At 61.1% G+C, this 13,765-nt stretch carries 15 protein-coding genes and 1 riboswitch; all 15 genes read left to right on the top strand.

The features are described 5' to 3' along the window. Window positions 1-108 precede the first annotated feature (108 nt). The 15 genes from Q7F15_RS15525 to Q7F15_RS15455 all read left to right on the top strand — a co-directional run bounded on the left by Q7F15_RS15525 (window position 109) and on the right by Q7F15_RS15455 (window position 13,744). Window positions 109-1,131 carry a TRAP transporter substrate-binding protein gene (locus Q7F15_RS15525; protein WP_212132314.1) on the top strand — a complete coding sequence of 341 codons (1,023 nt, stop codon included), beginning with the start codon at window positions 109-111 and terminating at the stop codon, window positions 1,129-1,131. A 95-nt stretch (window positions 1,132-1,226) separates the two neighbouring features. Further along, window positions 1,227-1,718 carry a TRAP transporter small permease gene (locus Q7F15_RS15520; protein ID WP_171565822.1) on the top strand — a complete coding sequence of 164 codons (492 nt, stop codon included), beginning with the start codon at window positions 1,227-1,229 and terminating at the stop codon, window positions 1,716-1,718. Next, window positions 1,706-2,980, top strand: coding sequence for a TRAP transporter large permease (locus Q7F15_RS15515; RefSeq protein ID WP_171565821.1), 1,275 nt, complete (start codon window positions 1,706-1,708; stop codon window positions 2,978-2,980). The genes Q7F15_RS15520 and Q7F15_RS15515 overlap by 13 nt, the downstream gene beginning before the upstream one ends. 96 nt (window positions 2,981-3,076) lie before the next feature. After that, window positions 3,077-3,742: a GntR family transcriptional regulator gene (locus tag Q7F15_RS15510; RefSeq protein ID WP_171565820.1), complete on the top strand. Its 666-nt coding sequence runs from the start codon at window positions 3,077-3,079 to the stop codon at window positions 3,740-3,742. Window positions 3,743-3,846: 104 nt separating this feature from the next. After that, entirely contained in the window at window positions 3,847-5,067 is a 1,221-nt protein-coding gene (locus Q7F15_RS15505) for a succinate--CoA ligase subunit beta (protein WP_171565819.1), read from the top strand. A gap of 25 nt (window positions 5,068-5,092) precedes the next feature. After that, the gene (locus Q7F15_RS15500; protein ID WP_304414579.1) at window positions 5,093-6,004 is read left to right on the top strand and encodes a succinate--CoA ligase subunit alpha; all 912 of its coding nucleotides are present in this window, start codon (window positions 5,093-5,095) and stop codon (window positions 6,002-6,004) included. After that, the gene (locus Q7F15_RS15495) at window positions 6,005-7,357 is read left to right on the top strand and encodes an MmgE/PrpD family protein (protein ID WP_230076610.1); all 1,353 of its coding nucleotides are present in this window, start codon (window positions 6,005-6,007) and stop codon (window positions 7,355-7,357) included. After that, window positions 7,354-7,971 (top strand): succinate dehydrogenase cytochrome b558 subunit, encoded by a 618-nt coding sequence (locus tag Q7F15_RS15490; protein WP_171565816.1) that lies wholly within the window; start codon window positions 7,354-7,356, stop codon window positions 7,969-7,971. Before Q7F15_RS15495 ends, Q7F15_RS15490 begins: the two co-directional genes overlap by 4 nt. 16 nt (window positions 7,972-7,987) lie before the next feature. Further along, window positions 7,988-9,784, top strand: a complete 1,797-nt coding sequence (gene sdhA / locus Q7F15_RS15485) for a succinate dehydrogenase flavoprotein subunit (RefSeq protein ID WP_171565815.1) — start codon at window positions 7,988-7,990, stop codon at window positions 9,782-9,784. Window positions 9,785-9,800: 16 nt separating this feature from the next. Next, window positions 9,801-10,544, top strand: a complete 744-nt coding sequence (gene sdhB, locus Q7F15_RS15480) for a succinate dehydrogenase iron-sulfur subunit (RefSeq protein WP_171565814.1) — start codon at window positions 9,801-9,803, stop codon at window positions 10,542-10,544. After that, window positions 10,541-11,383 (top strand): fumarate hydratase, encoded by an 843-nt coding sequence (locus tag Q7F15_RS15475; RefSeq protein WP_171565813.1) that lies wholly within the window; start codon window positions 10,541-10,543, stop codon window positions 11,381-11,383. Before sdhB ends, Q7F15_RS15475 begins: the two co-directional genes overlap by 4 nt. A gap of 39 nt (window positions 11,384-11,422) precedes the next feature. After that, window positions 11,423-11,995 (top strand): Fe-S-containing hydro-lyase, encoded by a 573-nt coding sequence (locus Q7F15_RS15470; protein ID WP_171565812.1) that lies wholly within the window; start codon window positions 11,423-11,425, stop codon window positions 11,993-11,995. Beyond that, window positions 11,992-12,867, top strand: coding sequence for an HpcH/HpaI aldolase/citrate lyase family protein (locus Q7F15_RS15465; RefSeq protein WP_171565811.1), 876 nt, complete (start codon window positions 11,992-11,994; stop codon window positions 12,865-12,867). Before Q7F15_RS15470 ends, Q7F15_RS15465 begins: the two co-directional genes overlap by 4 nt. A 41-nt stretch (window positions 12,868-12,908) precedes the next feature. Beyond that, window positions 12,909-13,008: riboswitch (guanidine-I (ykkC/yxkD leader) on the top strand. A 71-nt stretch (window positions 13,009-13,079) separates the two neighbouring features. After that, on the top strand, window positions 13,080-13,430 hold the full coding sequence (locus tag Q7F15_RS15460; RefSeq protein WP_304414578.1) for a DMT family transporter: 351 nt from the start codon (window positions 13,080-13,082) through the stop codon (window positions 13,428-13,430). Further along, window positions 13,430-13,744: a DMT family transporter gene (locus Q7F15_RS15455; RefSeq protein WP_304414577.1), complete on the top strand. Its 315-nt coding sequence runs from the start codon at window positions 13,430-13,432 to the stop codon at window positions 13,742-13,744. The genes Q7F15_RS15460 and Q7F15_RS15455 overlap by 1 nt, the downstream gene beginning before the upstream one ends. The last annotated feature ends 21 nt before the right edge of the window (window positions 13,745-13,765 follow it).

Below are 13,765 nucleotides of genomic sequence, written 5' to 3'. Positions count from 1 at the left end.
AGCGGATACATCGGGGAAAGCAGGTCGTCTGCGAAAATTTTTCGGAATTTTCAGTATTAACGAACGTCAGGTTGGAAAGCGATCCATACCAAAAAAGGGGGTCTTCGCATGAAAAGAGGTTGGCACGCATGGATGGCAGGCTGTCTCGCTGCACTGCTGCTGACAGCGGCGGGATGCGGCGGTTCCAAGCCGCAGGACAGTAACGCCTACACGAAAGAGAATCCGCTGATCGTCAAGTTCTCTCACGTCACCACGGCTGATAGTCCAAAGGGCAAGGCCGCGAACAGGTTCGCCGAACTGCTGGCGGAAAAGACCGGCGGCAGGGTAAAGGTGGAAGTATATCCGTCTTCCCAACTGTACGGCGACAAGGACGAACTGGAAGCGCTGCAGGCGGGGAACGTCCATGTCATCGCTCCTTCGGCGACGAAGCTGGTCGGCTTCAACCCTTCCTTCCAGATTGTCGACATGCCGTTCCTCTTTAAAAACCACGAGGCGGTCATCAAATTCTGGGACGGGGAGCTGGGCAAAAAGCTGATGAATTCCCTGGAAAGCAAAAATCTGCAGGGGCTGGCCATGTGGGAAAACGGGTTTAAAGTGTTCACCTCCACCAAACCGATTGCCAAGCCGGAAGATTTCAAAGGGCAAAAATTCCGCACGCAGGCGGGCAAGGTGCTGGAAGCGCAGTTCAAGGCGCTGGGAGCGGGGGCCGCAACCATTCCGTTCGGGGAAACCTACACCGCCCTGCAGCAGGGAACGGTGGACGGCCAGGAAAACACCTGGAACAACATCGACACGCAGAAGTACGAGGAAGTGCAAAAGTACCTGCTGGTGTCCAACCACGGGCGGATCGACTACATCGTCCTGACCAACAAGCAGTGGTACAGCGCCCTGCCCGAAGACATCCGCAAGGCCTTCGACGAATCGATGGCGGAAGCGACCGCATACGAGCGGGAGCTGGCCGTCCAGTTGGACAAAGGCTCCGAAGAGAAGCTGCGCGGCTCCGGTAAAATGCAGGTGATCGATCTCAGCGAAGCGGAACGGGAAAATTTCGTCAAAGCAATGGAAGCGCTCTACAGCGAGTTTGAAAAGACGATCGGCAAGGAGTTTATCGACGGCGCCCGTCAGCTGTAACGACCGCGGGCGGCTTTCAAGAAACAGACGGGGCACCGTTTCCGCCGGGGACCGGTGCCTTGGGGGAACCAACCAAACCGGGGAGGTTGAAAGTGATGTCCAAATGGCGGGAACGGTATGCTGCTTTTGAAGATTGTCTCGCCGGCTCGCTGATCGTGATCGGCGTTGCCTTGATTTTCTATGGAGTGGTGTGCCGCTACTTGTTTAACAGCCCGAAAGCGTGGGTCGACGAAATTTCCACCTACTTCGTCGTCTGGGGAACGCTGATCGGCTCGGCGGTTGCCTTGAGGGAAGGGCATCACATCCAGGTGGACGTCCTGTACGACCGCCTGCCTTCCTCCCTCCAGAAGGCGTGCAACGTGTTTGCCAATGCGCTTGGCGTTCTCTTCTGCCTCTGTTTCATCTTTTTCGGCGGCAAACTGCTGGCGCTCTACTGGAAGACGCAGCAGCAGTCCACCGATGTGGGGATTTTCCTCTGGATCGTCTATCTGGTGATCCCGCTCAGCGGACTGATGCTGGGCTACCGATTCCTTGACAACCTGCTGGCCAGCCTGAAACAAGAGGTGAAGATCGAGTGGAATGGATAGTGTTTCTCGTCTTTTTTCTGCTGCTGCTCCTGCGGGTTCCGGTGGCGGTCTCGCTGGTGGTGTCGGCCGCGCTCGCGCTCATGGACAGCGGGTTCAACCTGGACGTGCTGCCGCAAAAAATCTTTTCGTCGCTCAACGTTTCCACGCTGATGGCCATCCCCGGCTTTATTCTCGCCGGCGTCCTGATGGCGCGCGGCGGCATCTCCAAAGCGCTGATCGACGCGCTCAGGGCGTGGGTGGGCCATTTTTCCGGCGGGCTGTCCGTCGTCACCGTTCTCGCCTGTGCGGTCTTTGCCGCCATCTCCGGTTCCAGTCCGGCGACCGCCGCCGCCATCGGAGCGATCATGATCCCGGGAATGGTGGAGGCCGGGTACAGCAAGCGATACGCGATGGGCCTCGTGGCCGCCTCCGGCACGCTGGGGATTCTCATCCCGCCGTCCATTCCGCTGATCGTGTACGGAACGGTGGCCGAGGAGTCGATCGGCAAGCTGTTTATGGCCGGGTTTTTGCCGGGACTGTTTCTGACTGCCGTCCTCGTGGTGGTGGCCATCGTGTACGCCCGCTGGAAAAACTTCGGCCGCCTGCCGAAAGCGAGCTGGCACGACCGCTTCGTCTTGAGTGTCAGGGCGCTTCCCGCCGCACTGCTGCCGCTCTTGATCCTCGGCTCCATCTACAAGGGGATCGCGACGCCGACGGAAGCCTCCGTGGTCGCCTGCGTCTACTCCCTGCTCGTCGCCGTGTTCGTCTACCGCCAGATCACGTGGAAGGACGCGCGGACGATCCTGCGGGAGACGGTCAACACCAGTTCGATGGTGTTCTTCATCATCGCCGGCGCCACCGTCTTCGGCCTGTACCTGACCAATGAGCAGGTTCCGCAAAACATCGCCGCCTGGATCATGGAAGGCGACATCAACAAATGGACGTTTTTGATCGCGTGCAACATCCTGTTCTTCATCATGGGCATGTTCCTGGAGCCGACCTCCATCATCCTGATCACCCTGCCGATCTTCCTGCCGATTTTAAAGCTGCTGGGGATCGACGTCATTCACTTTGCAATCATCATGACCGTAAACATGGAATTGGGGATGGTGACGCCTCCTGTCGGCCTGAACCTGTTTGTGGTCAGCGGCATCGCCAGGGCCAAGCTGGAAGAGGTGGTCAGGGGGATCATGCCGTTTATCGCCCTGATGATCCTCGTCCTGGTCGTCATTGTCGTCTGGCCGCAGCTCTCACTCTGGCTGCCGGTGCAGATGGCCAACTGAGCGGGAATTGACTGGAAGCGGCCGATTCTGTAAAAATGGGAGATAGTTGCCAACAGGCGTACGGGAAAAGCACACGATTGTCAGGAGGATACACCCATGAAGCGAAGCCACTTGCGATTACATGACCGTTCCACGCTGCTTGAGCGGGTCGTCTCCCGTCTAAGGGAAGCGATTCTCAGGCGGGAGTTTCAGCCGGGGGAACGGCTCGTGCAGGAGGAGCTGGCCGAAGCCATGGGCGTCAGCCGGATGCCGGTCCGGGAGGCGCTGCGCCAACTGGAAAAAGAGGGGCTGGTCACGCTGGAGCCGCACAAGGGAGCCATCGTGACACCGGTGACATCCGATGACATCGAAGAGATTTACTATCTGCGCTCGGTGCTGGAAGCGATCGCGGTGGAACGCTCCCTGCCCCATCTGACCGATGACGACAAACGGATGCTTGGGCAGTTGGTCGAAGAGATGGAGCAGGCCGTCAAACGGGAGGACGCGGAGCAGTTCATCGCGAAAAACGCCGAATTTCACCGTTTGATCCGCAAGGGATGTCGCTGGCGCAGGGCGCACATGATCCTGGAGATGCTGTGGCACGGCTTTCCGCCGCACACGCCCGGCATGCTGCCGGGGCAGATGGAGCGGTCGCAGGCCGAGCACAAGGAGATGCTGGAGCTGATCGAATCAGGTGATGCCAAGCGGCTGTCCGAAGTGATCCGCAAACACATCTTGCGTACGGGGGAAGCGTTTAAGGAACACCTGGCGCAGGACGAGTAACCGAGCGATACATGTGTGGGGATTGTTTTTTCAATCCTTCACAATTTTTCTTTGCATTGGATCCAATATCCAATATCCGAGTTGAGCCAGAGGAGGAGCTTGTAATGGGAAAGGTTTTGGAACATCACAGCAAACGGTTGATTCGTCAGGTTGGCGTCCCGACGCCGGAACACTGGGTGGCGGACACCGCCGCGGAGGCGGAAGCAATCGCCAAACGATTCGGCAAGCCGGTGGTGCTGAAAGCGCTGGTCCCGGTCGGGAAGCGGGGCAAGGCGGGGGCCGTCACCTTTGCAAAGACGCCGGAAGAAGCGAGAGAGCGGGCCCGGGAACTTTTGGGCATGACGGTCAGCCACTTTCCGGTCGACAAGATCCTGGTCGAGGAAATGCTGGAGATTGCCAAGGAACTGTACGTCTCCATCACCATTGACAAGCAGAAACAACTGCCGGTGATCATCGCCTCGACCGAAGGGGGCGTGGAGGTGGAAGAGCTGGTGGCCGAGCATCCCGACAAGGTGGTGATCGAGCACGTCGATCCGCTGACGGGGCTGGCCGACTACAAGACGAGAGAGGTGTGGAGCCGCCTCGGCTTAAACGGCAGGGAACTGCTGCAGGCGAGCGACGTCCTCGCCAGGCTGTACGCCGCTTTTCTCCGCTACGACTGCCAACTGCTGGAGATCAATCCGCTCGCCGTCACCGCACAGGGCTCGCTGGTGGCCGCCGCATCGGTGATGGCCGTCGACGACGCCGCGATGTTTCGGCAGAAGGGGCTGGAGGGGCTGGTCGAAGTGGGCGGCGAACGGGCGTGGCGTCCGCTGACGGAGCTGGAAAAGCGAATGATCGCCGTGAATGACGCCGATTACCGGGGGACCGCCCGCTACACGGAGATGGACGGCGGGGATATCGGCTTCATGTGCGGTGGCGGCGGGGGCAGCCTGCTCAGCTTTGACGCGCTGGTCGACCTGGGCGGCCGGCCGGCCAACTACTCGGAAACGGGTGGCAATCCCCCGGAAGAAAAAGTGTACGGCCTGACCAGAGGAATCCTCTCCAAGCCCGGCGTCAAAGGGCTGTTTGTCGCCCACAACATCACCAACAACACGCAGATCGACGTAATGGCCCGGGGGATCGTACGCGCGTTGGCCGACATGGGCATCGATCCCCGGACGTTTCCCGTCGTCGTGCGGGAAGCGGGCGTCAACGACGCGCTGGGCAGACAGATATTTACCGAGGCGGGCGTGGAGTACTACGGCGAAGAGGTGACGATTTGCGAAGCGGCAGCTGCGATGATCGCGCGTATGCAGTCTGCCTATCCGGACTTGTACGCGTAAAACGGGAAAACGAGGAGGAGAGAGTATGGCCATTTTGATAGACAAGCGCTCGCGCATTGTCATCCAGGGAATCACCGGGCGGGAAGCGACGATGGTGACCCGCCACACGCTCGATTACGGCACCAACGTTGTGGCCGGGGTGACGCCGGGGAAAAAGGGGCAGCACGTGCACGGGGTTCCCGTGTACAACACGGTGCGGGAAGCGGTTGACGCCCATCAGGCGGACACCAGCCTGGTTGTCGTGCCGCCCGCCTTTGCGCTGGATGCCGTGCGGGAAGCGATCGACAACGGCATCAAGGTGATCGTGGTGACGACGGAGAACATTCCGCAGCTGGACACGGTCAAGATGCTTCACCTCGCCAGGCAGAACGGCGTCCGGATCATCGGCCCCAACACGGTGGGCATGATCAACCCGAAAGACCGGGTGAAGCTGGGCTCGATCGGCGGCGACAACCCCGACCGCTGCTTCGTGCCGGGGCATGTCGGCGTGATCTCCCGCAGCGGCGGGATGACGGCGGAAACGTCGTGGATGGTAAAGCGGGCCGGATTTGGCGTCAGCACCAGCGTGGGCATCGGCGGCGACGCGCTGATCGGCACGACGATCCGCGACCTGCTGGAATTGTTCGAACGAGACCCGGATACGCATGCGGTCGTGACGTTTTCCGAACCGGGCACGACGTTTGAGGAAGAGGCGGCCGAGTTCGTCAAAAGCGGCGGCTTTCGCAAACCGCTGATTTCCTTCATCGCCGGGCGGTTTACAGAGCGGATGCCGGAGGGAACGGTGTTCGGCCATGCCGGGGCACTGATCTCCGGCAAAGTGGGACGCCCGTCCGGCAAGGCGCAAAAGTTGCGGGAGGCGGGGGCCCACGTGGTGGAGCGATACGATGATTTGATCGAGGTCCTGCAATCCGTATTGGCGGCAAAGGAGGCGAAGTAAATGTCACTGAGCAGACAACTGGCCGGTTTTATCGCCTGGACCCGCTATGAAGACCTGCCGGCGGAGACGGTGGCGTTCACCAAACTGTGCATCCTGGACTGGCTCGGCTCCGCGCTGGCCGGCGCGGCCAAACCGCCGGTGCGGATGATTGACGAGCTGGCGAGGGAGTTGGGGGGGAGCGGACAGGCGACGCTGGTCACCGGCGGCAGGTCGTCGGTCGCCAACGCGGCACTGGTCAACGGAGCCGCCTCTCACGTCGTTGAACTGGACGACATCCACAAGCAGTCGATCATTCACGCCGCCACCGTCGTCATCCCGGCGGCGCTGGCCGTTGCCGAGTGGCTGAACAGAAGCGGCAAAGAACTGATCGCGGCGGTCGCGGTCGGCTACGACGTCTGTTTCCGCGTCGGCGAGGCGGTCAGCCCGTCCCACTACCGTTTCTGGCACAACACCGCCACCTGCGGCACGTTTGGCGCAGCAGCGGCAGCGGCCTCCCTGCTTCGACTGGACGAGGAGCAGATCGTCCACGCGCTGGGCAATGCGGGGACGCAGGCGGCGGGACTGTGGGAGTTTATCGTCGACGGTGCGATGTCCAAACAGCTTCACACCGGCAAAGCGGCGATGAACGGGCTTTTGGCCGCCCTGTTGGCGCAAAAAGGGTTTACCGGCCCCTCCCGCATCCTCGAAGGGGAGCGCGGCTTTTTCCGGGCGATGGCGGAAACCGTTGACGAGTCGCGGATTACCGACCGGCTGGGGGAGCATTTCAAAATTACAGAAAATTCATTCAAGATTCACGCTTCCTGCCGCCACACCCATCCCGCCGTCGATCTCGCCCTCAAGCTGCGTCAACAGTCCGGCATCCGTACGGAGGAGTTGCGCCGAATCCGGGTGGGCGGCTATCGGTCGGTGCTGGCGATCACCGACAATCCCGACCCGCAGACCGTGTACGCGGCCAAGTTCAGCCTGCAGTTCTGCGTCGCGCTCGCCCTCGTCAAGGGCAGGGCGGGACTGGCCGACTTCAGCGGGGAGACGCTGCACGATCCGGCAGTCCGCTCACTGATGGAGCGGGTGGAGCTGACGCTTGACCCCGACGTGGATGCCGCTTATCCGGAGCGGTGGGGATCCAGCATGGAAGCGGAGACAGTGGCGGGAGAAGTGCTGCGCCTCGTGGCTGATTACCCGAAGGGGGACCCGGAAAACCCGGTGACGGCTGCGGAATTGACGGATAAGTTCCACGACCTGGCCGCCCATTTGCCCGAGGACACAAGGCGAAGCTACCTGGAGACGATCCTGCACCTGGAAACGATCGCGGACGTCGGCCGATTTTGGGACGAAAGGAGCCGCGTGTCGTGAACGAACTGTCCACCCGCCGCTTCTTTCTCGCCCGGCTGCACTCCCTGACCGGACTTGTGCCGCTCGGCCTGTTTTTGCTGGAACACCTCTACTCCAACGCCATCGCCTTGATGGGACAGGAGGCGTACGACCGGCATGTCCAGACGTTGTCGGGCATCCCCTTTCTGCCGGTCGTCGAGGTGCTGTTCATCGCGCTGCCGCTCTTGTATCACGCGGTGTACGGCATCTACATCGGGATGATGGCGAAAGTCAATCCGTACCGCTATGCCTACCGGCAGAACTGGCTGTTCGTCGCGCAGCGGGTGAGCGGGGGGATCACGCTGGTGTTTGTGCTCTACCACATTTGGGCGTTTCGCCTCTCCAGCCTGCTGTTTGATGCGCCCGTCAACTACGAGGCTGTCCAGGCCCATCTGCAAAACCCGTTCATTTTTGCCTTTTACGTGCTGGGTGTAATCGCCACCACGTTTCACTTTTCCAACGGATTGTGGACCGGTTTGATTACCTGGGGAATCACCGTCGGCCCGCGGGGGCAGCGGATTTCCTCGGTCCTGCGTACGCTCTTGTTCGCCGGCCTGTGCGGCGTCGGGGTGGGGGCGCTGATCGCATTTTGGTAAGAAGGGAGGATGTGTCATGAACGAAAGCATCATCGTCGTCGGCGGCGGACTGGCCGGCCTGATGAGCGTGATCAAGATTGCGGAAGCGGGAGGAACGGTCAAGCTCTTTTCTGTCGTGCCGGTCCGCCGCTCCCACTCCGTCTGCGCGCAGGGGGGCATCAACGGCGCGGTGAATACGAAAGGGGAAGGCGACTCCGCCTGGGAACACTTTGACGACACGATTTACGGGGGAGACTTTTTGGCCCATCAGCCGCCGGTTAAAGCGATGTGCGAGGCGGCACCGGAGATCATCTACCTCTTGGACCGGATGGGTGTGCCATTCAACCGCACGCCGGAAGGGCTGATCGACTTCCGCCGGCTCGGCGGGGCCAAGTATTCCCGCACCGCCTTTGCCGGCGCCACCACCGGCCAGCAGATTCTCTACGCCCTGGATGAGCAGGTGCGCCGCTTCGAATCGGAAGGGCGGGTGGAAAAATTTGAATATTGGGAAATGCTTTCCCTCATCCTCGATGACGAAGGGGTCTGTCGAGGTATCGTCGCTCAGGATCTCAAGTCGATGGAGATCAAGGAGTTCCCCGCCGATGCGGTAATCCTGGCGACCGGCGGCATCGGGATGATTTTCCGGAAGAGCACCAACTCGCTGATCAACACCGGCAGTGCCCACAGCATCGCCTACCAGCAGGGGGTGCATTACGCCAACGGCGAGTTCATCCAGATTCATCCGACCGCCATCCCCGGCGACGACAAGCTGCGGCTGATGTCGGAATCGGCGCGCGGGGAGGGAGGGCGCATCTGGGTCTACAAGGACGGCAAGCCGTGGTACTTTCTGGAGGAAAAGTACCCGGCATACGGCAACCTGGTGCCGCGGGACATCGCCACGCGGGAGATTTTCCACGTCTGCGTCGACCTGAAACTGGGCATCAACGGAGAGAACATGGTCTACCTCGACGTGTCCCACCTGCCGAAGCGGCAGTTGGAGCAGAAGCTGGGCGGCATTCTCAGCATCTACGAGAAGTTTGTCGGCGACGATCCGCGCAAGGTGCCGATGAAGATTTTCCCCGCGATGCACTACTCCATGGGCGGTCTGTGGGTGGATTACAACCAGATGACCAACATCCCCGGCCTGTTCGCCTGCGGCGAGTGCGAATTTCAATACCACGGCGCCAACCGGCTGGGTGCCAATTCGCTGGTGTCGGCGATCTACGGCGGGATGGTGGCGGGGCCGAAAGCGGTCGAGTACGTCCGTGGCCTGAAGAAGTCGGCCCAGGACCTGTCGCCCAACCTGTTCGCCGCCGAGCGCAGGCGACAGGAAGCGTACATGGAGCGCATCTGCCGGATGGACGGCTACGAGAACCCGTACCAGCTCTATGTGGAGATGAGCGACTGGATGGTGGACAACGTAACCGTGGTCCGCTACAACGACCGCCTGCAAAAAACGGACGAGAAGCTGCAGGAGCTGCTGGAGCGCTGGCAGAAGATCGGCGTGGACGATACCTCCGACTGGTACAACCGGACGGTGACGTTTGTCCGCCAGTTGTGGAACATGCTGCAGTTGGCCCGGGTGATCACGCTGGGAGCGCTCCACCGCAACGAGAGCAGGGGCGCTCATTACAAGCCGGAGTTTCCCGAGCGCGACGACGCCAACTGGCTGAAGACAACGCTCGCCATCTACACGCCGGAGGGGCCGCTTTTCCGCTACGAACCGGTCGATCTCGCCTACATCCAGCCGCGCCCCCGGCGCTATGACATCGTGAAGGAAGCGGCGGACCGGGCATCCGACCGGGGCTCCGCGGCCGCCCGTCAACAGGCTTAGAGAGGAGGGTGCCGGGATGAACACGGTGCAGATGAAGGTAAAGCGGCAGGACCAGCCGGACGGCGAACCGTACTGGGAGGAGTTTGTCGTCCCGTACCGGCCGAACATGAACGTGATCGCCGCGTTGATGGAGATTCAAAAGAACCCGGTGAATGCGGCGGGCCGACAAGTGAGGGCCGTCGTCTGGGAGTCCAACTGTCTGGAAGAGGTGTGCGGAGCGTGCAGCATGGTGATCAACGGCAGGGTCAGGCAGGCGTGCTCCGCTTTGGTCGACAAGCTGGAACAGCCGATCTGCCTGGAGCCGATGGCCACGTTTCCCGTCGAAAAAGACCTGGCGGTGAACCGCAAGCGAATGTTTGACGCGCTGCAGAGCATCAAGGGCTGGATCGCAATCGACGGCACCCACGCCCTGGGCCCGGGACCGCGTGTCTCGCAGGAGCAACAGCAGGAGCTGTACGCGTATGCCACCTGCATGACCTGCGGCTGCTGTCTGGAGGCTTGTCCGAACGTCAACGACCGCTCCCCCTATCTCGGGCCGCAGGCGATGGCGCAGATCCGCTATTTCAACGCCCATCCCACCGGGGCGATGATGAAGGAACAGCGCCTGGACGCAGCGATCAGCGACGGGGGGATCGCCAACTGCGGCCAATCGCAAAACTGCGTCCAGGTCTGCCCCAAAGGGATTCCGCTGACCACGGCCCTGGCTGAAGTAAATCGGGATGCCAACCGGCATGCCTGGAAGAGGTGGTTTTTCTCATGAGAGAAATCAAGTATGACGCCATTGTGGAGGCAGTGGCTGACATGTGCCAGCGGGCCAACTACGACCTCGGCGCGGATGTCGTCCAGGCGTTCCGGCAGGCGCTTCGTTCGGAAGTGTCGGAGACAGGCCGGGACGTGCTGTCACAGTTGATGGAAAACGCACAGATCGCCGCCCGGGAACGGGTGCCGATGTGCCAGGATACCGGCGTTGCCGTCTTTCTCGTGGAAGTGGGGCAGGACTGCCGGATCGTCGGCGGCAGCCTGTACGACGCGATCAACGACGGGGTGCGCAAGGGATACAGAGAGGGGTATCTGCGCAGTTCCATCGTCGGTCACCCACTGGAACGGGTCAATACAGGAGACAACGCTCCCGCCGTCACGCACGTGGAACTGGTGCCGGGCGACAAACTGACCATCCACTTCTCCGCCAAGGGCGGCGGCAGCGAAAACATGAGCGCGCTCAAAATGCTGAAGCCGTCCGATGGGGTGGAGGGGGTCAAAGCGTTTGTACTGGAGACGGCGCGGAACGCGGGTCCCAACGCCTGCCCGCCGATGGTCGTCGGCGTGGGCATCGGCGGAACATTTGAAAAGGCGGCCTACCTGGCGAAGAAGTCTCTGTTTCGGCCCATCGGCGAGCGCAGCCCCCGGCCGGAAATCGCCGTACTGGAGGAGGAACTGGTGGAGATGTGCAACAAACTGGGAATCGGCCCGCAGGGAATGGGCGGCCGGACGACGGTACTGGACGTCAAGATCGAGATTTACCCCTGTCACATCGCCTCCCTGCCCGTTGCCGTCAACATCAACTGCCACGCCAGCCGGCACAAGGAAGCCGTACTGTGAAACGGAGCAAGATAGCCAACCGGGAGGAGGAGCAACACGATGGCAGTCAAACACATTACTGCCCCGTTGACGGATGAGGCGGTGGCCAGCCTGCGGGCGGGCGACCGGGTGCTGATCAGCGGCGTGGTCTACGCGGCGCGGGACGCCGCCCACAAGCGCATGATCGAAGCGTTGGATCGCGGAGAGCCGCTCCCGTTTGACGTCAGCGGGCAGGTGATCTACTACGTCGGTCCAACTCCGGCCAAACCGGGGCAGGTGGTCGGCTCGGCCGGCCCGACGACGAGCGGCCGCATGGACAAATACGCGCCCAGGCTGCTCGCGCTGGGGTTAAAAGGGATGATCGGCAAAGGCTATCGCAATCAGGAAGTAAAAGAGGCGATGGCGAAACACAAGGCGGTTTACTTTGCGGCGGTAGGCGGCGCGGGCGCGCTGCTGGCGAAAGCAATAAAGGTGCAGGAGCTGGTGGCCTACGAAGACCTCGGCCCGGAAGCGGTGCGCAAGCTGGTGATCGAGCAGTTTCCGGCCGTGGTGATCAACGATATGTACGGCAATGACCTGTACCGGCAGGGCGTGGAACAGTACCGGGAAGAGTGGGGAGGGGGCGGAAGATGATGCTGGTTCGTTCGTGGATGTTTGTGCCGGGCAACAACCGGCGGCGGCTGGAAAAGGTGAGGGAGCTGGCGGCTGACGTGATCATTTACGATTTGGAAGACGCCGTGCCGCTTCAGGAAAAAGCGAGCGCACGGGACATGGTGCGCCAGGCGGTACAAGAAAACGGCAGCCGTCCCCAATACGTGCGGGTGAATGACCCGACCACGCCGTTTTACCTGGACGACCTATACGGCATGATCGGGCACGGACTGACGGGAATCGTTTTGCCAAAAGCGGCAAACCGTCAGCAGATTCTGGCTGTGGAAGCCCACCTGACGCAGCTGGAGAATCACGGGAATCTGCCGTGCGGCTCGATGGAGATCGTCCCCCTGATTGAAACGGCGTCTGGTCTCTACCACGCCTATGACATCGCCTCGGCTAGCGCCAGGGTGAAGCGGCTGGCGTTCGGTTCGGTCGACTTTGCCCTCGATATCGGCGCCCGGTTGACGCGGGAAGGAACGGAACTTTTGTTTGCCCGCTCCCAGTTGGTGGTGATCTCCCGGGCAGCCGGCATCGAACCGCCGATTGACGCCGTTTTCGTGGACGTCAAAGATGCGGAGGGACTGCAAAATGATGCCCGCCTTGCGAGACAGCTCGGTTTTCAGGGCAAGCTGGTGATCCATCCCGACCAGATCCCGATTGTCCATGACGCGTTTTCCCCGACGGCGGAGGAAATAGCGGAGGCGAAAGCGGTCGCCGCCGCCTTTGACGAAGCGCTCGCTTCCGGCAGCGCCGCCATTTCTGTCAACGGAAAACTGGTCGACTACCCCGTGGCGGAGCGGGCCAAGCGGATCCTCCGGCAGGCGGAAGCGCTCCAGCACCTCCGCACTTGACCCCACGGTCCCGATGTGATACAGTACGACCAAATGGAATAGCACTTGTTTTCTAGGGTTCCGCAGCATTGGCTGGTCTGGTCCGAGAGAAAACACACAGCGGCATTGGCTGTGACACGGAGGGATAAAAGCCCGGGAGATATCGTTGTGCTGGCGATACCCCCGGGTTTTTTGCTGCGCTGGAAAAAATGAGAGGATAGGAGGAGAGAGACGTGAACAGAGAATGGGCCATGGTGTTTATCGCGGCTGTGTTCGAAGTGCTGTGGGTGATCGGGCTGAAACACGCGTACGATCTTTGGACGTGGCTGGGAACAGCTGTGGCCATTGGCGTCAGCTTTTTCCTGATGATCAGGGCTGGTCAGACGCTGCCGGTGGGCACCGTATACGCCGTCTTTGTCGGCATGGGCACGGCCGGCACGGTATTGGCCGACATCGTCTTTTTCGGCGAGCCGTTTCAGTGGTTGAAAGTGCTCCTGATCATGCTGCTGCTGGGGGGCGTCGTCGGATTGAAGCTGGTGACCCATGAGAAACCGGCAGAGAACGTGAAAGGAGGGGAGACATAATGGCCTGGTTCTGTCTAATCGCCGCTGGCATTTTCGAGATGACGGGTGTCGCGATGATCAACAAATGGAACCGCGATCGGACCTGGCTGACGCTGATCCTGCTGCTCGCCAGTTTCGGAGCCAGCTTTTTGTTCCTTTCCCTCGCGATGAAAACCCTGCCGATGGGGACGGCCTATGCGGTCTGGACCGGCATCGGCACGGCAGGCGGCGCCATTTTGGGCATGGTCCTGTACGGCGAGTCTGCCGATTGGCGTCGGGTGCTGTGTATTGGCGTCATCCTTGCCGCTGCGGTCGGATTGAAGCTGATCTCCTGACCGCCCCCATCTGTCTGTTGA

Origin of the sequence: Brevibacillus aydinogluensis (assembly GCF_961514395.1) — a bacterium.
Classification (GTDB): Bacteria; Bacillota; Bacilli; order Brevibacillales; family Brevibacillaceae; genus Brevibacillus; species Brevibacillus aydinogluensis.
This window is presented reverse-complemented; position numbering and strand designations above follow the sequence as displayed.

Excerpts from the sequence above, each read along its gene's own strand:
- Q7F15_RS15510 (WP_171565820.1), top strand. The coding sequence starts at position 3,077 with ATGAAGCGAAGCCACTTGCGATTACATGACCGTTCCACGCTGCTTGAG.
- sdhA (WP_171565815.1), top strand. The coding sequence starts at position 7,988 with ATGAACGAAAGCATCATCGTCGTCGGCGGCGGACTGGCCGGCCTGATG.
- Q7F15_RS15475 (WP_171565813.1), top strand. The coding sequence starts at position 10,541 with ATGAGAGAAATCAAGTATGACGCCATTGTGGAGGCAGTGGCTGACATG.
- Q7F15_RS15495 (WP_230076610.1), top strand. The coding sequence starts at position 6,005 with ATGTCACTGAGCAGACAACTGGCCGGTTTTATCGCCTGGACCCGCTAT.
- Q7F15_RS15500 (WP_304414579.1), top strand. The coding sequence starts at position 5,093 with ATGGCCATTTTGATAGACAAGCGCTCGCGCATTGTCATCCAGGGAATC.
- Q7F15_RS15470 (WP_171565812.1), top strand. The coding sequence starts at position 11,423 with ATGGCAGTCAAACACATTACTGCCCCGTTGACGGATGAGGCGGTGGCC.
- Q7F15_RS15455 (WP_304414577.1), top strand. The coding sequence starts at position 13,430 with ATGGCCTGGTTCTGTCTAATCGCCGCTGGCATTTTCGAGATGACGGGT.
- Q7F15_RS15505 (WP_171565819.1), top strand. The coding sequence starts at position 3,847 with ATGGGAAAGGTTTTGGAACATCACAGCAAACGGTTGATTCGTCAGGTT.
- Q7F15_RS15520 (WP_171565822.1), top strand. The coding sequence starts at position 1,227 with ATGTCCAAATGGCGGGAACGGTATGCTGCTTTTGAAGATTGTCTCGCC.
- Q7F15_RS15525 (WP_212132314.1), top strand. The coding sequence starts at position 109 with ATGAAAAGAGGTTGGCACGCATGGATGGCAGGCTGTCTCGCTGCACTG.
- sdhB (WP_171565814.1), top strand. The coding sequence starts at position 9,801 with ATGAACACGGTGCAGATGAAGGTAAAGCGGCAGGACCAGCCGGACGGC.
- Q7F15_RS15465 (WP_171565811.1), top strand. The coding sequence starts at position 11,992 with ATGATGCTGGTTCGTTCGTGGATGTTTGTGCCGGGCAACAACCGGCGG.